This is a genomic window from Bradyrhizobium sp. Kon69, from assembly GCF_055807515.1.
Genome location: NZ_JBVVOS010000003.1, coordinates 382501 through 401605, shown reverse-complemented (window position 1 = coordinate 401605; position 19105 = coordinate 382501). Strand labels below are relative to the sequence as shown.

Annotated in this window: 10 protein-coding genes, 2 tRNA genes and 2 rRNA genes (1 of these 14 cut by a window edge); 10 read left to right on the top strand and 4 right to left on the bottom strand. The window is 61.3% G+C overall.

What is annotated here, in order from left to right:
* Positions 1-36 precede the first annotated feature (36 nt).
* Positions 37-1236 (top strand): homoserine O-acetyltransferase MetX, encoded by a 1200-nt coding sequence (metX, locus tag AC0L3U_RS06300; protein ID WP_473361082.1) that lies wholly within the window; start codon positions 37-39, stop codon positions 1234-1236.
* Positions 1237-1249: 13 nt separating this feature from the next.
* Positions 1250-1912 (top strand): methionine biosynthesis protein MetW, encoded by a 663-nt coding sequence (metW, locus tag AC0L3U_RS06295; protein WP_007597293.1) that lies wholly within the window; start codon positions 1250-1252, stop codon positions 1910-1912.
* A 123-nt stretch (positions 1913-2035) separates the two neighbouring features.
* Here metW and AC0L3U_RS06290 read toward each other — a convergent pair whose 3' ends face one another.
* The gene (locus AC0L3U_RS06290) at positions 2036-2899 is read right to left on the bottom strand and encodes an alpha/beta fold hydrolase (RefSeq protein WP_473361081.1); all 864 of its coding nucleotides are present in this window, start codon (positions 2897-2899) and stop codon (positions 2036-2038) included.
* Between the two features lie 199 nt (positions 2900-3098).
* Between AC0L3U_RS06290 and AC0L3U_RS06285 the strand changes: the two genes are divergently transcribed.
* Complete coding sequence (locus tag AC0L3U_RS06285) at positions 3099-3920, top strand: TIGR02594 family protein (protein ID WP_473361080.1); 822 nt, start codon at positions 3099-3101, stop codon at positions 3918-3920.
* Positions 3921-4042: 122 nt separating this feature from the next.
* Here the strand turns inward: AC0L3U_RS06285 and AC0L3U_RS06280 are convergent, their stop codons facing one another.
* On the bottom strand, positions 4043-4828 hold the full coding sequence (locus tag AC0L3U_RS06280) for an MOSC domain-containing protein (protein ID WP_473361079.1): 786 nt from the start codon (positions 4826-4828) through the stop codon (positions 4043-4045).
* A 257-nt stretch (positions 4829-5085) separates the two neighbouring features.
* On the opposite strand from AC0L3U_RS06280, the gene clpB reads away from it, so the two are divergent.
* The 3 genes from clpB to AC0L3U_RS06265 all read left to right on the top strand — a co-directional run bounded on the left by clpB (position 5086) and on the right by AC0L3U_RS06265 (position 11594).
* A complete protein-coding gene (gene clpB, locus AC0L3U_RS06275; RefSeq protein WP_473361078.1) occupies positions 5086-7725 on the top strand; it encodes an ATP-dependent chaperone ClpB in 2640 nt (879 codons plus the stop codon).
* A 380-nt stretch (positions 7726-8105) separates the two neighbouring features.
* Complete coding sequence (locus AC0L3U_RS06270) at positions 8106-9437, top strand: hypothetical protein (RefSeq protein WP_473347253.1); 1332 nt, start codon at positions 8106-8108, stop codon at positions 9435-9437.
* A 42-nt stretch (positions 9438-9479) separates the two neighbouring features.
* Positions 9480-11594 carry a DUF2272 domain-containing protein gene (locus AC0L3U_RS06265; RefSeq protein ID WP_473347252.1) on the top strand — a complete coding sequence of 705 codons (2115 nt, stop codon included), beginning with the start codon at positions 9480-9482 and terminating at the stop codon, positions 11592-11594.
* A 148-nt stretch (positions 11595-11742) separates the two neighbouring features.
* On the opposite strand, the gene AC0L3U_RS06260 is transcribed toward AC0L3U_RS06265, so the two are convergent.
* A complete protein-coding gene (locus AC0L3U_RS06260) occupies positions 11743-13362 on the bottom strand; it encodes a hypothetical protein (RefSeq protein WP_473361077.1) in 1620 nt (539 codons plus the stop codon).
* A 155-nt stretch (positions 13363-13517) separates the two neighbouring features.
* Entirely contained in the window at positions 13518-15581 is a 2064-nt protein-coding gene (locus AC0L3U_RS06255; protein WP_473361076.1) for a peptidoglycan DD-metalloendopeptidase family protein, read from the bottom strand.
* A 1032-nt stretch (positions 15582-16613) separates the two neighbouring features.
* Here AC0L3U_RS06255 and AC0L3U_RS06250 point away from each other — a divergent pair.
* The 4 genes from AC0L3U_RS06250 to AC0L3U_RS06235 form a co-directional block, all read left to right on the top strand.
* Positions 16614-18102, top strand: a 16S ribosomal RNA gene (locus tag AC0L3U_RS06250).
* A gap of 188 nt (positions 18103-18290) precedes the next feature.
* Positions 18291-18367 (top strand) — tRNA-Ile (locus AC0L3U_RS06245).
* A 33-nt stretch (positions 18368-18400) separates the two neighbouring features.
* Positions 18401-18476: transfer RNA gene (locus AC0L3U_RS06240), tRNA-Ala, on the top strand.
* A 405-nt stretch (positions 18477-18881) separates the two neighbouring features.
* A 23S ribosomal RNA gene (locus AC0L3U_RS06235) occupies positions 18882-19105 on the top strand (it continues 2649 nt past the right edge of the window).
* The 16S and 23S rRNA genes sit together here with 2 tRNA genes alongside, the layout of an rRNA operon.

The following is a 19105-nucleotide window of genomic DNA, read 5'->3' as shown; positions in this document are numbered from 1 at the left end:
ATCGGACCCCGATCGCAAACGAGTCAGTGGTCAGAGATGGGCATCAAGCCAATTCCCAGTCCCGCGATCAGCGCCGACGAGCGCTCGCACGAAGTCGATCATCCGAGCTCCCAGGTCGCACGCTTCGGTGCCGACCAGCCGCTGCCGCTTGATTGCGGCGTCGATCTCACCCCGTTCCAGATCGCATACCAGACCTATGGCGAGCTCAATGCCGAGCGGTCCAACGCAATCCTGATCTGCCATGCGCTGACGCTCGACCAGCACGTCGCCAATGTGCACCCGCTGACCGGTAAGCCGGGCTGGTGGGAAATCATGGTGGGGCCCGGCCGCCCGCTCGACACCAATAAGTATTTCATCATCTGCTCGAACGTCATCGGCGGCTGCATGGGCTCGACCGGCCCCGCGTCGACCAATCCGGCGACCGGCAAAGTGTGGGGCCTGGATTTTCCGATCATCACCATCCCCGACATGGTGCGAGCCCAGGCCATGCTGCTCGACCGCCTCGGCATCGATACGCTGCTCTGCGTCGTCGGAGGCTCGATGGGCGGCATGCAGGTGCTGCAATGGACCGCGGCCTATCCGCATCGCGTCTTCTCCGCGCTCCCGACCGCATGCAGCACGCGCCATTCGGCGCAGAATATCGCCTTCCACGAACTCGGCCGGCAGGCGGTGATGGCCGATCCGGAATGGCATGGCGGACGCTACGTTGATCACGGCACCCATCCGCATCGCGGCCTCGCCGTCGCCCGCATGGCCGGGCACATCACCTATCTCTCCGACGCAGCGCTGCATCGCAAATTCGGACGGCGGATGCAGGACCGCGAGCTGCCGACCTTCTCGTTCGACGCCGACTTCCAGGTCGAGTCCTATCTGCGCTACCAGGGCTCGTCCTTTGTCGAACGCTTCGACGCCAACTCCTATCTCTATCTGACCCGCGCGATGGACTATTTCGACATCGCCGGCGACCATGGCGGCGTGCTGGCGAAGGCGTTCGCGGGAATCCAGACCCGGTTCTGCGTGGTCTCCTTCACCAGCGACTGGCTGTTCCCGACCTCGGAATCGCGGGCGCTGGTGCACGCGCTGAACGCGTCGAGCGCGCGGGTGTCGTTCGCCGAGATCGAGACCGATCGCGGTCACGACGCGTTCCTGCTCGACGTGCCCGAGTTCTTCGACATCGCCCGTGCGTTCTTGCAGTCGGCAGGCAAGGCGCGCGGGCTCACCGCCAAGAAAGCTTAAAGGACGGCTAGTCATGTCTGTACAGGAAGCGCTGCCGCTCGGCGGCCTTGCGACCGGGCAGCCCGGCGATTTTCGCGCCGACCATGTGCTGGTGGCCGAGATGGTCAAGCCGGGCTCGAAAGTGCTCGACGTCGGGTGTGGCGAGGGCGACCTGCTCCAGCTGCTGGAAACCCGCGGCATCGACGGCCGCGGCATCGAGCTGTCGCGCGAGGGCGTCAACCGCTGCGTCGCCAAGGGTCTTGCGGTGGTGCAGGGCGATGCCGACACCGACCTCGTGAATTATCCGGATGACGCCTTTGACTACGTGATCCTGTCGCAAACCTTGCAGGCGACGCGGCAGCCCAAGGTCGTGCTCGAGAATCTCTTGCGCATCGGCCGCCGCGCCATCGTGTCGTTCCCGAATTTCGGCTTCTGGAAGATGCGGCTCCAACTCCTGATCGGCGGCCACATGCCGCGCACGGAGAACCTGCCGGCAAGCTGGTATGACACCGCCAACATCCATTTCTGCACCATCAAGGATTTCGTCGAGCTCTGCGACGCGATCGACGTCAAGATGGAACGTGCCGAGGCGCTCGACCTCTACGGCCGCCCGCTGCGGCTGCGGATGCCGTGGTGGGTGTGGAATCTGTTCGGCGAGCAGGGTGTGTTCTTGCTGACGCGAGGCGGCAGGAAGTAGGTCCGCCCGTAGCCCGGATGGAGCGCAGCGCAATCCGGGATTCTATCCGCGGACGCGAAGGCCCCGGATTACGCTTTCGCTCCATCCGGGCTACGCGACGGAGCGTGTGGCGACGCCGTCGCGCTAATGCGCCGCCAGTGACCTCGGATCGCGCGCTGGCCATCTTCCCGCTTCCACCAGCGTGACGAACCGTTCCACCGTTTCGTTGAACAGCGCGGGCTCTTCGAGATTGAGCACGTGGCCGGACTTCGGAAACATGGCGAGCCCTGCCGCAGGCAGATGCTTCTTCAGGAACAGGCTTGCGCCCACGCACGGATCGTCCTCGTCGCCGCAGATGATGAGTGCTGGCGTCGTGGCGGCTCTGATCGCGTCCGTCATCGTAAAGATCGAGGGACGTCCCGCCTGGAAGCCGCGCATCGTCCGCGCCGATCCCTTGGCGTCGTGCCGCGCCAGGGCAGCGTAGAAATCGGCGTGGCCGCGCGGGTCCTTCACGAGGAAGGGAATCCGGCTCGGCGCCTCGCGCGTGACTTTTGCGACTTCGGCGGAGCCGAGCATCTCGAATTGCTCCGCGTTGGCGCGGCACTGCTGGCGCCAAGCGTCGAGGTTCTCGATCTCCGAGCCCGAGCCGACGCCGGCGAGCGTCATCGACAGCGCACGTTGGGGCGCGTTGAGCCCGATCTGGAGCGACGAATAGGCGCCCATCGAGAGGCCGACGAAGTGCGCGCGATCGATCTTCAGATGATCGAGCACCGCGAGCGCATCGGTGTAGAAATGCGTGTAGCCGTAGACCTCGCCATCAGGCACGTCCGATGGCGTGTAGCCGCGCGCTGAATAGGTGATGCAGCGATGGCCGCGCGAAAAGTAGCGCATCTGCGGCTCCCAGTTGGTGTAGTCGGCCGCGAACTCGTGCAGAAAAATAATCGGCGTGCCCGCGCCTGCTTCTTCGAAATAGAGGCGGCAATTGTCTTTCGTGAGGGCGTGAGGCATCCGGTTTTCTCCCTGAGGTGGCTGCGGCATTGGAATGCCGTCCTGCGGTCAGCGCATACGATCCTAACACTTGTTAATCATCGTCCAAAATCTCCGCGGCCGCGTCTTTTTCTCGCCACATCAGGATACTGATACAGCCCGCGGATGTCGGCCACCGCACGGGCCGATTGGGAAGTGGGGTGTCAACGAAGGATGAAGAATGTTCGAGTTGTTTGCGTCTCGCCTGTCGCGCTGTGTCGTCGCGCTGGCTGTTTTCTTCGCGGCGGTCGCCGCGCTCACCTCTCCGGCGTCAGCACGACCTCATCGTCATAGCGCAGAGCGGCACGCTTACGCGCATCACGCCAGCAGATATCATCATTACCGGCATGCACGCAGCTCGCGCTTCGAGCGCGGCGCGGCGCAATTGCAGGCGAGCGGCTTCGGCAACACCTTCGCCAGCTATGACCCGAACGCCAATAGCGGCGGCATAGCCATGAGCGGCAGCGGTGGAATGGCTATGAGCGGCGGCGGTGGAATGGCCATGAGCGGCAACGCTGGAATGGTTACCAGCGATAGCGGTGGGATGACCACGCGCGCCAGCCGTCGAATCGCCACGAGGCGTGGCGGTGGGATGGCCACTAACGCGAATAACGGCGGCGTGGCCAATAGCGCCACGAGCAGCGGCTTCGGTGGCGGATCGGGCCTCGTGTCCGAGGCACGCCGCTATGTCGGCGGCAATCCGACCGGCCGCGGCAGCCTGTGGTGCGCGCGCTTCATGAACATGGTGCTTGAGAAGACCGGTCACCGTGGCACCGGCTCCGATATGGCGAATTCGTTCGCGCATTACGGCACGCGCGTCTCCGGTCCGCAGGTCGGCGCCATCGCAGTGATGTCGCGCGGTGGTCGGGGTGGCCATGTCGGCATCATCACGGGCATCGATGCGCAGGGTAATCCGATCATGATCTCCGGCAACAACGGCAACCGCGTCCGCGAAGCGCCGATCTCGCGCGGCCGGATCTATGCGTATGTGATGCCGAATTGAGGTTTCTGCCCCCGTCATTGCGAGGAGCGAAGCGACGAAGCAATCCAGACCGTTTCCTCGGGCGCATTCCTGGATTGCTTCGCTGCGCTCGCAATGACGGAGTACGTGGCGCCGGCGTCGCGTCACACCAGCTTCGGCTCTTCCAACGCAACCGCGTCGCCCACGCCGATGTCGCCGTCGGCGGTCACCTCGGCATAGATGCCGCAGTCCATGTGGCCGAGATTGCTCGAGAGCGTGGCCGGAATTTCGAGATCGCGCTTGGCGGTATCAGGGTCGACATTGGTGGCCGGGCAGCGCTTGATGCGCTTGACCACTTGCAGCCGGGCCTGTCCGATCGCGAGCGTCTGGCCGACGAGGTCGAGCTCGGACCAGGCCGGCCAGCCCTTCACGTAGAGATTGGCGCGGAAGCGCAGCGGGTGGACGGCGGCGCCGAGCATGGTCTCGAGCGCGCGGACGCTGCCGAGATTGATGATGGACACGACCTTGCGGGCGACGTCGGAAAAGCTGTGGTCGCGGCCGGACAGGATCTTGGGTGGACCTTTCAGCTCCGGCTGAAAGTTGTCCCTGAAATAGGCCTCGATGGCGGCGCGCCCGGTGGCGGTCTCGAGATCCCCGCTGGCGACGATCTGGCCGTCCTTGCGGATGGTCAGGCGGTTGGTCGCGTCCTCGAACCGGCTGTCGAGCGAAGCCAGCCGCTCATTGCGCGCCAGCATCAGGAACTGGATCTTCGGCTTCCACTGCGGCTGTTCCGGATCGAAGCCGCTGGGGCCGTTCTCGATGGCGTAGCGGCGGTCGGCGGGCAGGGTCTGGCCGGCTCGCAGGGAAACGCGGGGCAGGGGCTCCGGCGTCAGGCCCTTGATCGGATAACGGTAGAGGCCGGTGATCTCGGCGGTCTCGCTGGCTGTCATTGCGCTAGGGGTCATGCCGCTACTTAGGGGATTCGGCCCATCGGCGCCAAGCGGGCGGATCCGCGCACGAAATTGTGAACTCGCCTCTTCCGGTCCGAGGCCTCGCTTCCCACATCTGGGTCAGGCCGGCGCCAGCGCCGGCTGATAACGACCGTTGCCGGTTGAGAAACGTCAATGCGGTTATCGGAAACCCAATGAAGATGCCGTTTGGAGTGCCTTAGAGGGCTCCAGGGGCAGGCCGAGGGAAAGACCACGATATGAATATCGAAAAATATACCGAACGCTCCAGGGGCTTCGTCCAGTCCGCGCAGTCGCTTGCGGTGCGCGAAGGGCACCAGCAGTTTTCGACCCTGCACGTCCTGAAAGTGCTGCTGGACGACAATGAAGGCCTCGCTGCCGGTCTGATCGACCGCGCCGGCGGCAATTCCCGCGCAATCCTGAAGGCGACCGAGGACGCCCTGAACAAGGTGCCGAAGGTCTCTGGCGGCGGCGCCGGCCAGATCTATCTGGCGCCTGAGCTCGCCCGCACCTTCGACGCCGCCGAAAAGGCCGGCGAGAAGGCCGGCGACAGCTTTGTCACCGTCGAGCGGCTGTTGCTCGGGCTCGCGCTGGAGAAGACCAGCGAGGCGGGCGCGATCCTGGCCAAGGGCGGCGTCACCCCGCAAAACCTCAACGCGGCGATCGAGGCGCTGCGCAAGGGCCGGACCGCGGACTCCGCCACGGCCGAGAACGCGTATGACGCGCTGAAGAAATATGCCCGCGACCTGACCCAGGCGGCGCGCGACGGCAAGCTCGATCCGGTCATCGGCCGCGACGAGGAGATCCGCCGCACGATCCAGGTGCTGTCGCGCCGGACCAAGAACAATCCGGTCCTGATCGGCGAGCCCGGTGTCGGCAAGACCGCCATCGCCGAGGGCCTGGCGCTGCGCATCGTCAACGGCGACGTGCCGGAGAGCCTGAAGGACAAGAAGCTGCTGTCGCTCGACCTCGGCTCGCTGATCGCGGGTGCAAAATATCGCGGCGAGTTCGAGGAGCGGCTGAAGGCCGTGCTCCAGGAGGTGACCGGGAGCGAGGGCAATTTCGTCTTGTTCATCGACGAGATGCACACGCTGATCGGCGCCGGCAAGGGCGATGGCGCCATGGACGCGTCCAACCTGCTCAAGCCTGCGCTCGCCCGCGGCGAGCTGCACTGCATCGGCGCCACCACGCTCGACGAGTATCAGAAGCACGTCGAAAAGGACGCAGCGCTGGCGCGGCGTTTCCAGCCGATCTTCGTCAGCGAGCCCTCGGTCGAGGACACGATCTCGATCCTTCGCGGGCTGAAGGACAAGTACGAGCAGCATCATGGCGTGCGGATCACCGATTCCGCGCTGGTCGCCGCCACGACGCTGTCCAACCGCTACATCACCGACCGCTTCCTGCCTGACAAGGCCATCGACCTCATGGACGAGGCGGCGGCGCGGCTCAAGATGCAGGTCGATTCCAAGCCGGAAGAGCTGGATTCGATGGATCGGGAAATCATCCGGCTGAAGATCGAGCAGGAAGCATTGAAGAAAGAGAGCGATGCCGGTTCGAAGAGCCGCCTGCAGACGCTGGAGAAGGAGCTGGCCGATCTCGAGGAGAAGTCCGCGGCGCTCACCGCACGCTGGAGCGCGGAGAAGAACAAGCTCTCCGACGCCCAGAAGCTGAAGGCCGAGCTCGACGGCTTGCGGGTCGAACTTGCCAACGCGCAGCGTCGCGGTGAATTCCAGAAGGCCGGCGAGCTGGCCTATGGCCGGATCCCCGAGCTCGAAAAGCAACTTGCAGACATCGAAGCCAAGGAGAACTCCGGCGAGATGATGGAGGAGGCGGTCACCGCCAACCACATCGCGCAGGTGGTTTCGCGCTGGACCGGCGTGCCCGTCGACAAGATGCTCGAGGGCGAGAAGGACAAGCTCCTGCGGATGGAGGACTCGCTCGGCAAGCGCGTCGTCGGCCAGGCCGAGGCCGTGCGTGCGGTCGCGACCGCCGTGCGCCGTTCGCGCGCGGGGCTGCAGGACCCGAACCGGCCGACCGGCTCGTTCATGTTCCTGGGGCCGACCGGCGTCGGCAAGACCGAGCTGACGAAAGCGCTCGCCGAGTATCTGTTCAACGACGAGACCGCGATGGTCCGCCTCGACATGTCCGAGTACATGGAGAAGCACTCGGTCTCGCGGCTGATCGGCGCGCCTCCGGGCTATGTCGGCTACGACGAGGGCGGTGCGCTGACCGAAGCGGTGCGGCGCCGGCCCTACCAGGTGGTGCTGTTCGACGAGATCGAGAAGGCGCATCCTGACGTCTTCAACGTCCTGTTGCAGGTGCTCGACGACGGCCGCCTCACCGACGGCCAGGGCCGCACCGTCGACTTCCGCAACACGCTGATCATCATGACCTCGAACCTCGGTTCGGAGTTTCTGGTGAACCAGCCGGAGGGCGAAGACACCTCGGCCGTGCGCGAGCAGGTGATGGGAATGGTGCGGTCGCACTTCAGGCCAGAGTTCTTGAACCGCGTCGATGAGATCATCCTGTTCCACCGCTTGCAGAGGAGCGAGATGGGCCGGATCGTCGAGATCCAGTTCGCGCGGCTGCAGAAGCTCCTGACCGATCGCAAGATCGTGCTGACGCTCGACGCCGCGGGCCGCGACTGGCTCGCCGCCAAGGGCTGGGATCCCGCCTACGGCGCACGGCCGCTCAAGCGCGTGATTCAGCGTCATGTCCAGGATCCGCTCGCCGAGATGATCCTGGCCGGCGACGTCAAGGACGGCGACAGCGTTGCGATCTCCTCCGAAGGCAACGTGCTGACCTTCAACGGCAAGGCACCGCAGACCGCGGAGATCGCCCAATTCGAGGCGCCGGTGTCGAAGCGAAAGCTGAACTGAGCGTCCAAAACAGCACATTGAACCTGCTCAAACCTCCCCGCGACGCGGGGAGGTTTTTTCGTACCGGCAACGCGCGCAATCTGCTTCGCCCGACGCGCAATCAGGTGTCGCGCTATATGCGTGACAAGCATCACAACCGCTGGCTGCGTCGTTGCGACGCACGCAAAAGCCGTGTGTTATAAATGAAACACGTTCCGCGCTTTCGCTGAGAGCGTGCATGAATCTTCTTGAACAATCCGGTCGAGGCTCGCCACAATCCCCCAAGATTTAAGGGGCTGTGGCGACGCTCGGTATTTTCCGGAATGTTGCTCGCGTGAGGCTGTCGCTCACAGTGACAGAGTTAGCGCGCCATAGTCTGAAAGATATTGTGGGAGCGTGCGATGCGTGCGGGTATCGTTGCGATTTGCATTGCGTTGGCGTTAGCGCTCAGCGGTTGTCTCTCGGTCGAAGAGAAGCTGATTCAGGAAGGCATTGGCACTGAGTTGCCAGCCGAGGATATGGCGGAGTCGACCCGCCGACTTGAAGTCTATCTTTCGTACCTGTGTGTGCAGGCCGGTGGGGTGAAGATCGTCGATCCGGTCTCTGATGCCATCGTCTCCTGCGACGTAAGCCGATACGGAAGCGCCCAATGGGCAGCTTTGGTAAGTGCTGGCTTCAACGATATCGACCGTCGATGCGACAGTTATCTTGCCTGGCTAGCCAGCCGGCGTCGTGACCGCAGCGCCATCCTGAGCCAGATTCACGACACGCGGACTTTTACCGAAGCGCTGTTGTACACAACCGGTGTTGGCGCCGCGCCGATCGCCATAGCAGGTCTCGCCTTCGGTCTGGCTAGCAATTCCTTCACCAACTACTACTCGCGGTTGCTGTTCGAAATCGAGAAATCGACTGTCTCGCTTCTGGTGCGTGAGAAACGCTTGCAGTACCGCGAGACACTGAAAGTGCGGATTGCATATCAGCCAGACGCCGTGCACGTGCTCCGGGAATATATGCTGATTTGTACGCCATTCTACATCGAAGACCTGGTCAATCAGCGGACTCGCGACAGTGTCGCGGGCAACACGTCGCCCGACAAGGGCAACGCAGAACAGATTCGCAGATCATTGGTGGCGGGTGCCTTGCTCGATTCGATTCCAGCAAAGCCACGTGATCCGCTGCCGGGAGTCAACACCAACCCCCTCATCCGCGAAGAAAAAATGACGGGCGGAGAGACCGATAGCGAGCGAGGTACACCCAAATCAGCCGGGCAATCAATTCAAGCGAACCTGTGCGTGCCGATTGGTGCGGCTTTCGATGCAATAACGAGGGAAGCTATCCGGCAGGCGAAGGTTGGCGGCAACAATAGTAGTGCCAACGCCAAGCCATTCACGAACGTCAAGAACCAGATCACAAGTGCGGCCGAGGTTCAGATTTTTTTGGGAGCGCGTCCGTGCAGCGTCGATATGTCCGGGACGGATCGCGGATACCGGACGGCCTTTGAGAAATTCCGTTTCGCGGATGAAAATGGAGTCAAAATACTCCAGGGCATTCTTGCGATTTGCGATCCTACTTTTAGGGACAAGGCATCCGGCAAATTTGATGCCGCGACGCGAGCCGCAATCAAAATTGCAAAGAGTAAGATGTCAGAAGCGAGGAAGGCCGAGATCGCGGATCGCGATACGGAAACGTTGACTGACAAGTCATTCAGGAACGTTTCGCTGACATGCACGTGACGTGATTTCCTCGCCTGAGATTCTTTTGCCGGAGAAAGATTTATGCCCGAGGTCAAAAAAATTCTGTTTGATCAGTTCTTGCGCAAAAATGGAAAGGACGATTCTGCCCTCGTCGAATTGGATGAGCAGGAGCTCCAGGTCTTTGCCGGCGAAAAAGTGGACACCGGTGCCAAAGACCCAGTGACCGAAACGATTGGCGGCAATCCTGTGACGTGGGTTTTCGTCAGTGCAAAGGGCGGCAACGATGCCGATAAGCGGAAGGGATTCGTAGCGACAAGATTTCTCGTCGATGAGGGTACCGAGGTTCTGGCGTCAGGCGGTTTCCAGCCATTTCCGGTTGAAGTCGAAAAAGCGGCGTTTGCAGATGCTTGCTACGTGCAAGCTGAGCTGAACAAGACCAATCCGGCCTACCTTTACGCGCTGGCATTCGTCCTAAGCGGCGATCAATGGAGCGATACCCACGTCAAGGCCATTGATCCGGCGGATGCTGTATCGTTCGGGGTATACCGATTCACGAAAGACCTCTGGGCTAAATTGTTGATCCTGCCCGAACTCGCCGGACTTACTCCGGATCATATCCGATTCCCAACGGCGCAATGCGTCGCTGCGGGGGTTCTTGCGGCGAAATCGGCAACACTGCTCAAAGGATTGGTCACCGATCACGGATTGAGCGCGATTGATCTCTTTCTTGCGCACATTTTCGCGGACGACGATACGTTTGGCTCAAATGCAGCTGATAAAATTCTTCAGGCCGAGAAAGCCAACCCGGCTCAGTCGTCGCTGAATGTGATCAAGCAAATCTATCCGGATGATGACGACCGAACGGCGTTCCTGAAGCGCAACAAGGCGATCTTCAAGGAAGATGGCTCGGCAACGATCCAAGAGGCCCTCCAGACTTGCGTAGACAAGTTCAGTGCTGCCTTCGAGGAAGTGAAGAAGCTCGCGCATGAGATCGAAAAGAGCGTGCCATCCGACGTCAATAATCCGATTTTTGGCATTCAGTTCAGCGGGAAGATGGTTTCGGTCACGGATCAGGACGTGGACGCCTTGGCGAGGGTCAGTGAAAGTGAGGTGGGCAACTTCGGGGTGAAATTTGGAGAGCCTGTGCTAACTGATGCGATGGGCGCGGTGATCGATACTGTTTTCAATCGCGTCGTGTATCCGAGCACGGAATTCCCAAAGACAATTCAGGGGGTCATCAATCAAAAGAGCCAGTTTTCGGCCATCAATGATCTGGGAACTTGGGAGAAGCTGCCGAAGCCATCGGACAAGCATATCGAGATCGCGCTTCACCATATTCAGAACCGCGCGCGCGGAACGGCCAGCAAGATCAAGGGGGCGACCCATTTCTTCAATCCTCAATCCCATCCGAGTTGGGGAGAGCCGATCAGGGCTCACCCGATAGCTTCCTATGGGGTGCCGCCGGATTCTCATATTCACGGCTTTCCGGAAAACTATCATCCCCCGGAGGCCCATGCGATTCAGCTTGGTCAGGACGCATGGGTGTTCTCGGGAGATGGGCAACCGCAAGGTCCACTCATCAGCCCGGACAAGTCCGCATCGGCGATCATTGCCGCAGCGACGAAGGAATGGGAGTTTTGGGGTAGATCGATCCCCGGGAGGATCGGACACGTCGACAATGAGGCGCCGTTCGCGACCTATGTTCGCGATACCTATTGCAGGCTGTTGGGGTCGCATCCCTCGTTGGAGGATATCGAAAGAGACGTCTACTTCTGGTCGGCGGTTACGATCTGCTACATGATCAGGCAGGCCGGCATTCAAGCCTCGGCCTTTACGATCTCGGAACGGCATTCCACATATATCCGCGAGGCGATCAAAGCCCAGCAACAGCAGGACACGAGCAAGGCCTATTGGGGCTTCCGTCTGAGCGACAAGGAGGCCGTCGTGGCAGTTGGGGACATTATCGGAGCCGGACGGACCAAGGGGATGACCTTTGACCAGGCGCAGGCTCTCTTTGACAAGACGGAGGACTATGACAGTCACAGTGACATCGTTGTTGCGGTCAGAGAAGGGGAGGCCGATGTGATCGGTGGCAACGTTTCCGATTCCGTGACGAAAAAGACGATCGTCTTGGATGCGAAAGGCAAGGTCAAAGACAGGAAGAATCTGTCTTTCGTTGTGATGAAGAAGCGCTGATCTCGGGAAGGTCCGGTCCTTACGCCGACTCCAGTCCCCCGCTGCGGACAGCTTGACCCGGCGCTATCCGGCCCTCTCCGAGATCCGACAAGACGTCCACTGGCTCGCGCGCGTTCCTACCGCCAAGGGCAGAGTCGATTGGCAGCCGCTACTTCTTCACCACCCTATAAATCGCGTTCTCGACATCCGAGCTGAAGTAGATCACGCCGGAAGCGCCAATCGCGACGCCCGTCGGAATATGCGTCGGCAGGCCACCCGGCGCGCCCACTAGGCCGATCGGGAGATTGGCCGCGATCTCGGTGACCGTGCCGCTCTCCGGTGCGATCTCGATCAACCGTTTGGCGCCCACCTCTGCCACGATCAGCTTGCCGTCGCTGGTGCGTGCGATGCCTTCGGGCATTTTCAGGTCCTTGGCGAGCACGGTCCTTTCGCCGCCGCTCTCGATCATCGAGACGACGCCCGCAAACGCTTCGGTGACATAGACCTCGCCGCGCGATCCGGCGACGAGCCCGACCGGGCCCTCGAGGCCGCCGATCATCGTGGTGCGGTCCTTGCCGTGCTCGCCGCTGACGCGGACCAGCGATTTGGTGCCGAGCTCGGCCACCAGAATGCTGCCGTCCGCGAGCACGAGCGCGTCGTGCGGCGCCTTGAAGCCGTGCAGCATGTCGCGGGTGGCGCCGGTCTTGCCGTCGATCACCTGCACCGTGCCGGTGAACCAGCTCGACAGGACCACATCATTGCCTTTCGCGGTCGCGCTCATCGGATATTCGAGCGTGACGCCGGCGGCGTGCATGCGGGCCTTCTCGGTGACCTCACCGGTCGCGCCGTCCACCGTGCGATAGGCGAACACGTCGGCGACGTGGATCGTATCCTTGCCGCTCTCCGACGTGACGCCGATGCCGCCGGGCAAAGCGAGCTTTCCGATGATGACCTGCCGCGCCTGGCCGGTCGCCGGATCGACCTCCTGGATGCCGTTGTCGGCCATGTTGGAGACGTAGATTCGGTCCTTCTCGTCGATCGCGAGATTGTCCAGCGACGGCTTCAATTGCGCGACCATGGTCTTGGTGCCCGATTTGGGATCGACCCGAACGAGCTGGCCGAGCGCGGTGTCGACCACCCAGAGATTGCCCTTGGAATCGAAGTTCACCGCGGCCGGGACCTTGAAGCCGTCCGCGACGACGGTCAGCTCGGCCTTGTCGACGTCGACCTTTGCGATTTGTCCCTTGAACCAGAGCGGACCGTAGAGCTTGTCGTCAGGGCCGAACTCGAAGCCGTTGAGGCCGCCCATCTTCTCCATGATCTGGCGCGGCGGTTTGTCGCCCTCGACGTCGATCTCATAGAGCGTGTCGCCGAGGAAGACGGTGGTGGCGTACAGCCTGCCGTCCTTGCGGTAAGCGAGCGAGTTGATGCCGGGAAGGCCGCTGGCGAGCTTCTTGATCGGGCCGTCGCCCTTGCGCGAATAGAGATCGCCGGCCAGGAACCCGGTCCAGGCCATGGTGCCGTCGGGGGCGAACGCGATGTCGTCGGCCATTCCGATCGGGGCGGGGATTGCAACCTTCGCGCTACCGCCGGCGATGTCGACCTCGTAGAGCGCCGCGCCCGCGACGCTGCCGGCAAACAGATGGCCGGCCTTGTCGATCGCAAGCCCGTGCACGCCGTGGAACGCCGAGCCCGGGACGAGCTTGGTGACCTCCCAGTTTTCGGCCGAAACACTGGTGGCGGAGACAATCGCAGCGACGAAGGCTGCGCAGGCGAGCCTGTTGTTCATGGCGAGACCTCCCGTTTTTTGGAAAGTATTCGCTCCTCACGCCGCTTTGGCAAACGAAACTTGACGTTGTGATGCGGCCAAGCGGCCTCGCGCGACGACGTCAAATCCGGATCGTGTTTGAAGATGTCCGGCCGATCTCGGCCGGTTCGCGAGCTTTACCGGTTGGTGACCTGCAGCGGACCGCCGGTGGCGTCCGACATCCGGGCGATGGCGCCGGCGCGGCCGCTCATCATGCCGTCGAGCCGGTCGCGCTCCTTCTCGAAGCCGGCCAGCATCGGGCCTTCCAGCGAGCGGCCGCGCGGCAGTTTCACACGCAGAGGATCGACGAAGCGGCCGTTGACCAGGATTTCGTAGTGGACGTGCGGGCCGGTCGACGCGCCGGTCGAACCGACGAAGCCGATCACCTGGCCCTGCCGCACCTTCTTGCCGGGCTCCATACCCTTGGCAAAGGCCGACATATGGCCATAGGCGGTCTCGTAGCCGTTGTTATGCTTGATGCGGATGTATTTGCCGTAGCCGCCTTCGGGGCCGGCCTTCTCGATCACGCCGTTGCCGGAGGCGAAGATCGGCGTGCCATAGGAGGTGGCCCAGTCGACGCCGGTATGCATCTTCACGTAGCCGAGGATGGGGTGACGGCGGCCGCCGAAGCCGGAGCGCATGATGGCGTTGTTGACGGGCTTGCGCACCAGGAACTTCTTCGCGCTCTTGCCGGTCTCGTCATAATAGTCGACGACCCCGTCGTCGGGGCTCTGGTAGCGGTAATATTTCTTGGTCTCGCCGCCGAGCGTGAGCGAAGCGAACAGCACGTCGTTCTTTTCGCTCGCGGTCACGCCTTCGTCTTCGCCGGCGTAGAACACGTCGAATGAATCGCCGGGCGCCACCTTGCGCTGGAAATCTACGTCGTAGGAATAGATCTTGATCATGTCGTCGATGACGGGCATCGGCACTTTGTTGCGCATCGCGGTCTCGTAGATGCTCTGGTAGAGCCGCACGCCCGTGCCGTCGTCGTCGTCATCGTCGTCGCTGTTGGCGTTCGCCGCCGCGTCGGCGACTGTGTTCATGCTGGAGACGTCGACGGCGACGTATTTGCCGAGATCGGACAGCGCCGCGATCGCCTCGACCATGGTCTCGTTGGCGATGACGACGCGGTAGGGCTGCAGACGGGCGCCGGGGCTTGCGGGCGCCATCAGGATGCGCAGCTTCTCGCCTTCCTTCAGACCGCCGTCGCGGCCGCGCGGACCGAGCGTCGCGGTGATCGCCTTGATCTCCTCGGCCGTGGCGCCGAGATCGCGCAGCACGCCGGCGACGCTGTCGCCCTTCTTGACCACGTGGACACGTTCGCCGTTGGGATTGCCGCCGGTGATCTGCTCCTTGGTCTTCGGCAGCAGCGTGACGTTTTCCGGCACCACGCGCGTCTCGAAGCCGGCATAGGGATCGGACGGCGACACTTCGGTGGCGTAGGCGCTTCTGATGTCGGACGGGCTGGTCGCGCCGGAGACGTCGGCCGCAGCAGTGGAGAGCGCGGCGTAGCGCACCCCGCCATTGCCGCGCCAATTGGCGGCATCGCGGACCCGCATCAGGATGTCGTCGAGCGCCACCACTGCGGAAATCTTGGCTTTCGGCAGCACCTGGGAGAGGTCCTTGGTGACGAAGGAGACCTCGGCGTCGGGTTCGACGGCTTCCGGATTGTTCGGATCCTCGGATGCCGTCTTCGGATCGGAGCCGACGTCGGTGAGAAGGCGTTGGGCGTTGAACGGCGGGATCTTTGCCGACAGGTCGCTCGTCGTCATCGACAGATTGCCGGCGATCCGGATGAAGGGACGTACCCGCATCACGTCGCGGTTGCCGACGCGGGCGACGGTCGAGACGCGCACGATGTTGCGCGAGGCCGTGGATTCGTTCGGGGGCGGCAGGCGGTCGCTCTTGTGCAGCGTGGCGGCGCGGTCGGCTGCGCCGAATGCGCCGCGCAGCGCGCCTTCGACGCGCTCCGGCACCTTGGCGAAGGTCATCTCGCCGTCGAGCGAAGCGAAAACGGCGCCGCCGATCAGGGCTGCGCCGCAAAGTCCGGTTAGAATCGTCCCGCTGAACCATTGTACCGAGACGCGGCGGCGATCGATGACGGCGGCTTCGGAACCATCGACGGACAGCGGCGGCTCGTGGCCGAGATCGATGATCCCGGTCTCACGCCCGTAAGCGCCGCGTGACGTCCTGTGGTTCAACCCAAGTCCCCCAATCAACGACCCGAGAGCCCGATTTCGAGCAGCCCCGTTCTGAGCAGCCCTGTTTCGAGCCCTTCCTTACGCCGCCCTCTCTGGGGCGTCTCCGGAAAAGGCAAGCCGCATAGGCGTCCGCGGTCAGAAGGCCCAGATGACGGACCGGCCGAAATTACGAACAGCTAAGCGGAAAAAGATCTCTCGATGTGTCTCGAATGTCTGAAGAAGGCTGCTTCATAGGATGATCGCCTTCCTCTGACCCCACACAAACCGCCGGCAGCCCCCACTGGCATCCCTGCGATTCAAGCTTTGTCTGTACCAGAACGCCGGGGGATTGTGGCTCAAGTACGGCGCCTAATATGGAAAAGTTTCCGGAAACGGCCGGGCGCCAAGGGCCTTCCAGGGGCGGGCGCTCCAAGCCGCGTTCAAGGCGCCTCCATGCCGCCTCCGGAGCCCCCTCGGGCCCAAACTTTTTTTGGGTTTTTTCTCCGCGCTGGCCCGATCCAGCCGCTCGGCGACTTCCTAACCCGCTGTAATCGCGTGGATTTTTTGAACAATCCACCGTGCGACGATTTTCTGACAATGATCGTTGACAACCCCGATGGGTGGGGCCTATAACCCGACCACTGAGCGCGGCGCCGCCGGGTCACTGACCAAGGCGAGCGAACGCGCCACTGATGCTCCTCACCTTGTTGAGTGACACAACAGTCGACGTAAGTCGATTGGAGTTCATCCATCGTCGGTAAGGGTGTCGGAACCCTTCCTCTCTGGAAGGTTGGGGCCTCCTGGTCCCGGGCTGTTTGACAAGTGAAGATGAAGAAAGAGAAACGTGGACGGCGGAGTCCTTGCGCCTCTCGGATACTGAAGAGCTTCGGCTTTTGAGTTCTGGGAGGGGACGAAAGACTTCGGCGGTACACGTTTTAAGGTTACACCATCGTTGCCAGCGATGTGAATCGCGGGCAGCTCATCGACTTCGGTCGATGAAAAATGGTGGGACCTCGTCAAAACGTTGTGATCAGCCGGTTCAAAGTTCAAGTCCAACTTGAGAGTTTGATCCTGGCTCAGAGCGAACGCTGGCGGCAGGCTTAACACATGCAAGTCGAGCGGGCGTAGCAATACGTCAGCGGCAGACGGGTGAGTAACGCGTGGGAACATACCTTTTGGTTCGGAACAACACAGGGAAACTTGTGCTAATACCGGATAAGCCCTTACGGGGAAAGATTTATCGCCGAAAGATTGGCCCGCGTCTGATTAGCTAGTTGGTGAGGTAATGGCTCACCAAGGCGACGATCAGTAGCTGGTCTGAGAGGATGATCAGCCACATTGGGACTGAGACACGGCCCAAACTCCTACGGGAGGCAGCAGTGGGGAATATTGGACAATGGGCGCAAGCCTGATCCAGCCATGCCGCGTGAGTGATGAAGGCCCTAGGGTTGTAAAGCTCTTTTGTGCGGGAAGATAATGACGGTACCGCAAGAATAAGCCCCGGCTAACTTCGTGCCAGCAGCCGCGGTAATACGAAGGGGGCTAGCGTTGCTCGGAATCACTGGGCGTAAAGGGTGCGTAGGCGGGTCTTTAAGTCAGGGGTGAAATCCTGGAGCTCAACTCCAGAACTGCCTTTGATACTGAGGATCTTGAGTTCGGGAGAGGTGAGTGGAACTGCGAGTGTAGAGGTGAAATTCGTAGATATTCGCAAGAACACCAGTGGCGAAGGCGGCTCACTGGCCCGATACTGACGCTGAGGCACGAAAGCGTGGGGAGCAAACAGGATTAGATACCCTGGTAGTCCACGCCGTAAACGATGAATGCCAGCCGTTAGTGGGTTTACTCACTAGTGGCGCAGCTAACGCTTTAAGCATTCCGCCTGGGGAGTACGGTCGCAAGATTAAAACTCAAAGGAATTGACGGGGGCCCGCACAAGCGGTGGAGCATGTGGTTTAATTCGACGCAACGCGCAGAACCTTACCAGCCCTTGACATGTCCAGGACCGGTCGCAGAGATGTGACCTTCTCTTCGGAGCCTGGAACACAGGTGCTGCATGGCTGTCGTCAGCTCGTGTCGTGAGATGTTGGGTTAAGTCCCGCAACGAGCGCAACCCCCGTCCTTAGTTGCTACCATTTAGTTGAGCACTCTAAGGAGACTGCCGGTGATAAGCCGCGAGGAAGGTGGGGATGACGTCAAGTCCTCATGGCCCTTACGGGCTGGGCTACACACGTGCTACAATGGCGGTGACAATGGGACGCTAAGGGGCAACCCTTCGCAAATCTCAAAAAGCCGTCTCAGTTCGGATTGGGCTCTGCAACTCGAGCCCATGAAGTTGGAATCGCTAGTAATCGTGGATCAGCACGCCACGGTGAATACGTTCCCGGGCCTTGTACACACCGCCCGTCACACCATGGGAGTTGGTTTTACCTGAAGACGGTGCGCTAACCAGCAATGGAGGCAGCCGGCCACGGTAGGGTCAGCGACTGGGGTGAAGTCGTAACAAGGTAGCCGTAGGGGAACCTGCGGCTGGATCACCTCCTTTCTAAGGATGGTTCTTCAGAAGCTTGCTTCTATCGAACCGTTTTAGAAACATCAGTGGCCAACGGTCGTCAGGATCGTTGAGCTGCATTGGCGGGATTTCGCCGTCTTCGTTTCTCTTTCTTCGCGGACGAACACGCGCTGGGGCTGCAACCTTGCAGAATCCCTGGTCCTTGACTGGATATGCGTTAGGGGCTTGTAGCTCAGTTGGTTAGAGCGCGCGCTTGATAAGCGTGAGGTCGGAAGTTCAAGTCTTCCCAGGCCCACCACACTCATCGAGTGAGCATTCGTCTTCTGGTTACGGGGCCATAGCTCAGCTGGGAGAGCGCGTGCTTTGCAAGCATGAGGTCGTCGGTTCGATCCCGTCTGGCTCCACCAGATGGTTTGATCACCGACTACTCATACCGTCGTCCGCGAAACATCACTTCGCACTTACTAGTCCGGATGGACAGTAAGCTGCGTGATTTCTGACATCGTAAAGAGGAGATCGATCCGAGTTGGATCGGGCAACAAGTAATTGTTGCGCGATACTTCATTATCTCCGGATCATTTCGGCGCTCGTGCGTCTTCCAGGGTAGCTCACAAGGCTGCGTTGAAAGACAAACGAGTTGTAAATGATCCTTTTAGCGAAGCTTGACCGCCTCGCTATCGGAACGATCTTACGAAGCAAGCTGGTCTTTCTAATCATTGTCCGGCTGCAGATAGCGTTCATCGAGGGCGCGTGCCGCAAGGTAATTCTGCAGACAACATTCTGCCGAGTGTGTGGACATTGATAATGAGAGCAATCAAGTGCCTTAAGGGTGTTCGGTGGATGCCTTGGCGCTGAGAGGCGATGAAGGACGTGCTACGCTGCGATAAGCCGTGGGGAGCTGCGAAGAAGCTTTGATCCATGGATTTCCGAATGGGGAAACCCACCTTCGATAGCCGGAACTCCAAGACCTCAGTCGAAAGACTGTGGTGTGGGGTTCGAACAGAAATGTGAGATGCCTAAGCCTTTAGATTTCGAT

Excerpts from the sequence above, each read along its gene's own strand:
- metW (WP_007597293.1), top strand. The coding sequence starts at position 1,250 with ATGTCTGTACAGGAAGCGCTGCCGCTCGGCGGCCTTGCGACCGGGCAG.
- AC0L3U_RS06265 (WP_473347252.1), top strand. The coding sequence starts at position 9,480 with ATGCCCGAGGTCAAAAAAATTCTGTTTGATCAGTTCTTGCGCAAAAAT.
- AC0L3U_RS06270 (WP_473347253.1), top strand. The coding sequence starts at position 8,106 with ATGCGTGCGGGTATCGTTGCGATTTGCATTGCGTTGGCGTTAGCGCTC.
- AC0L3U_RS06290 (WP_473361081.1), bottom strand. The coding sequence starts at position 2,899 with ATGCCTCACGCCCTCACGAAAGACAATTGCCGCCTCTATTTCGAAGAA.
- AC0L3U_RS06285 (WP_473361080.1), top strand. The coding sequence starts at position 3,099 with ATGTTCGAGTTGTTTGCGTCTCGCCTGTCGCGCTGTGTCGTCGCGCTG.
- metX (WP_473361082.1), top strand. The coding sequence starts at position 37 with ATGGGCATCAAGCCAATTCCCAGTCCCGCGATCAGCGCCGACGAGCGC.
- clpB (WP_473361078.1), top strand. The coding sequence starts at position 5,086 with ATGAATATCGAAAAATATACCGAACGCTCCAGGGGCTTCGTCCAGTCC.
- AC0L3U_RS06260 (WP_473361077.1), bottom strand. The coding sequence starts at position 13,362 with ATGAACAACAGGCTCGCCTGCGCAGCCTTCGTCGCTGCGATTGTCTCC.
- AC0L3U_RS06280 (WP_473361079.1), bottom strand. The coding sequence starts at position 4,828 with ATGACAGCCAGCGAGACCGCCGAGATCACCGGCCTCTACCGTTATCCG.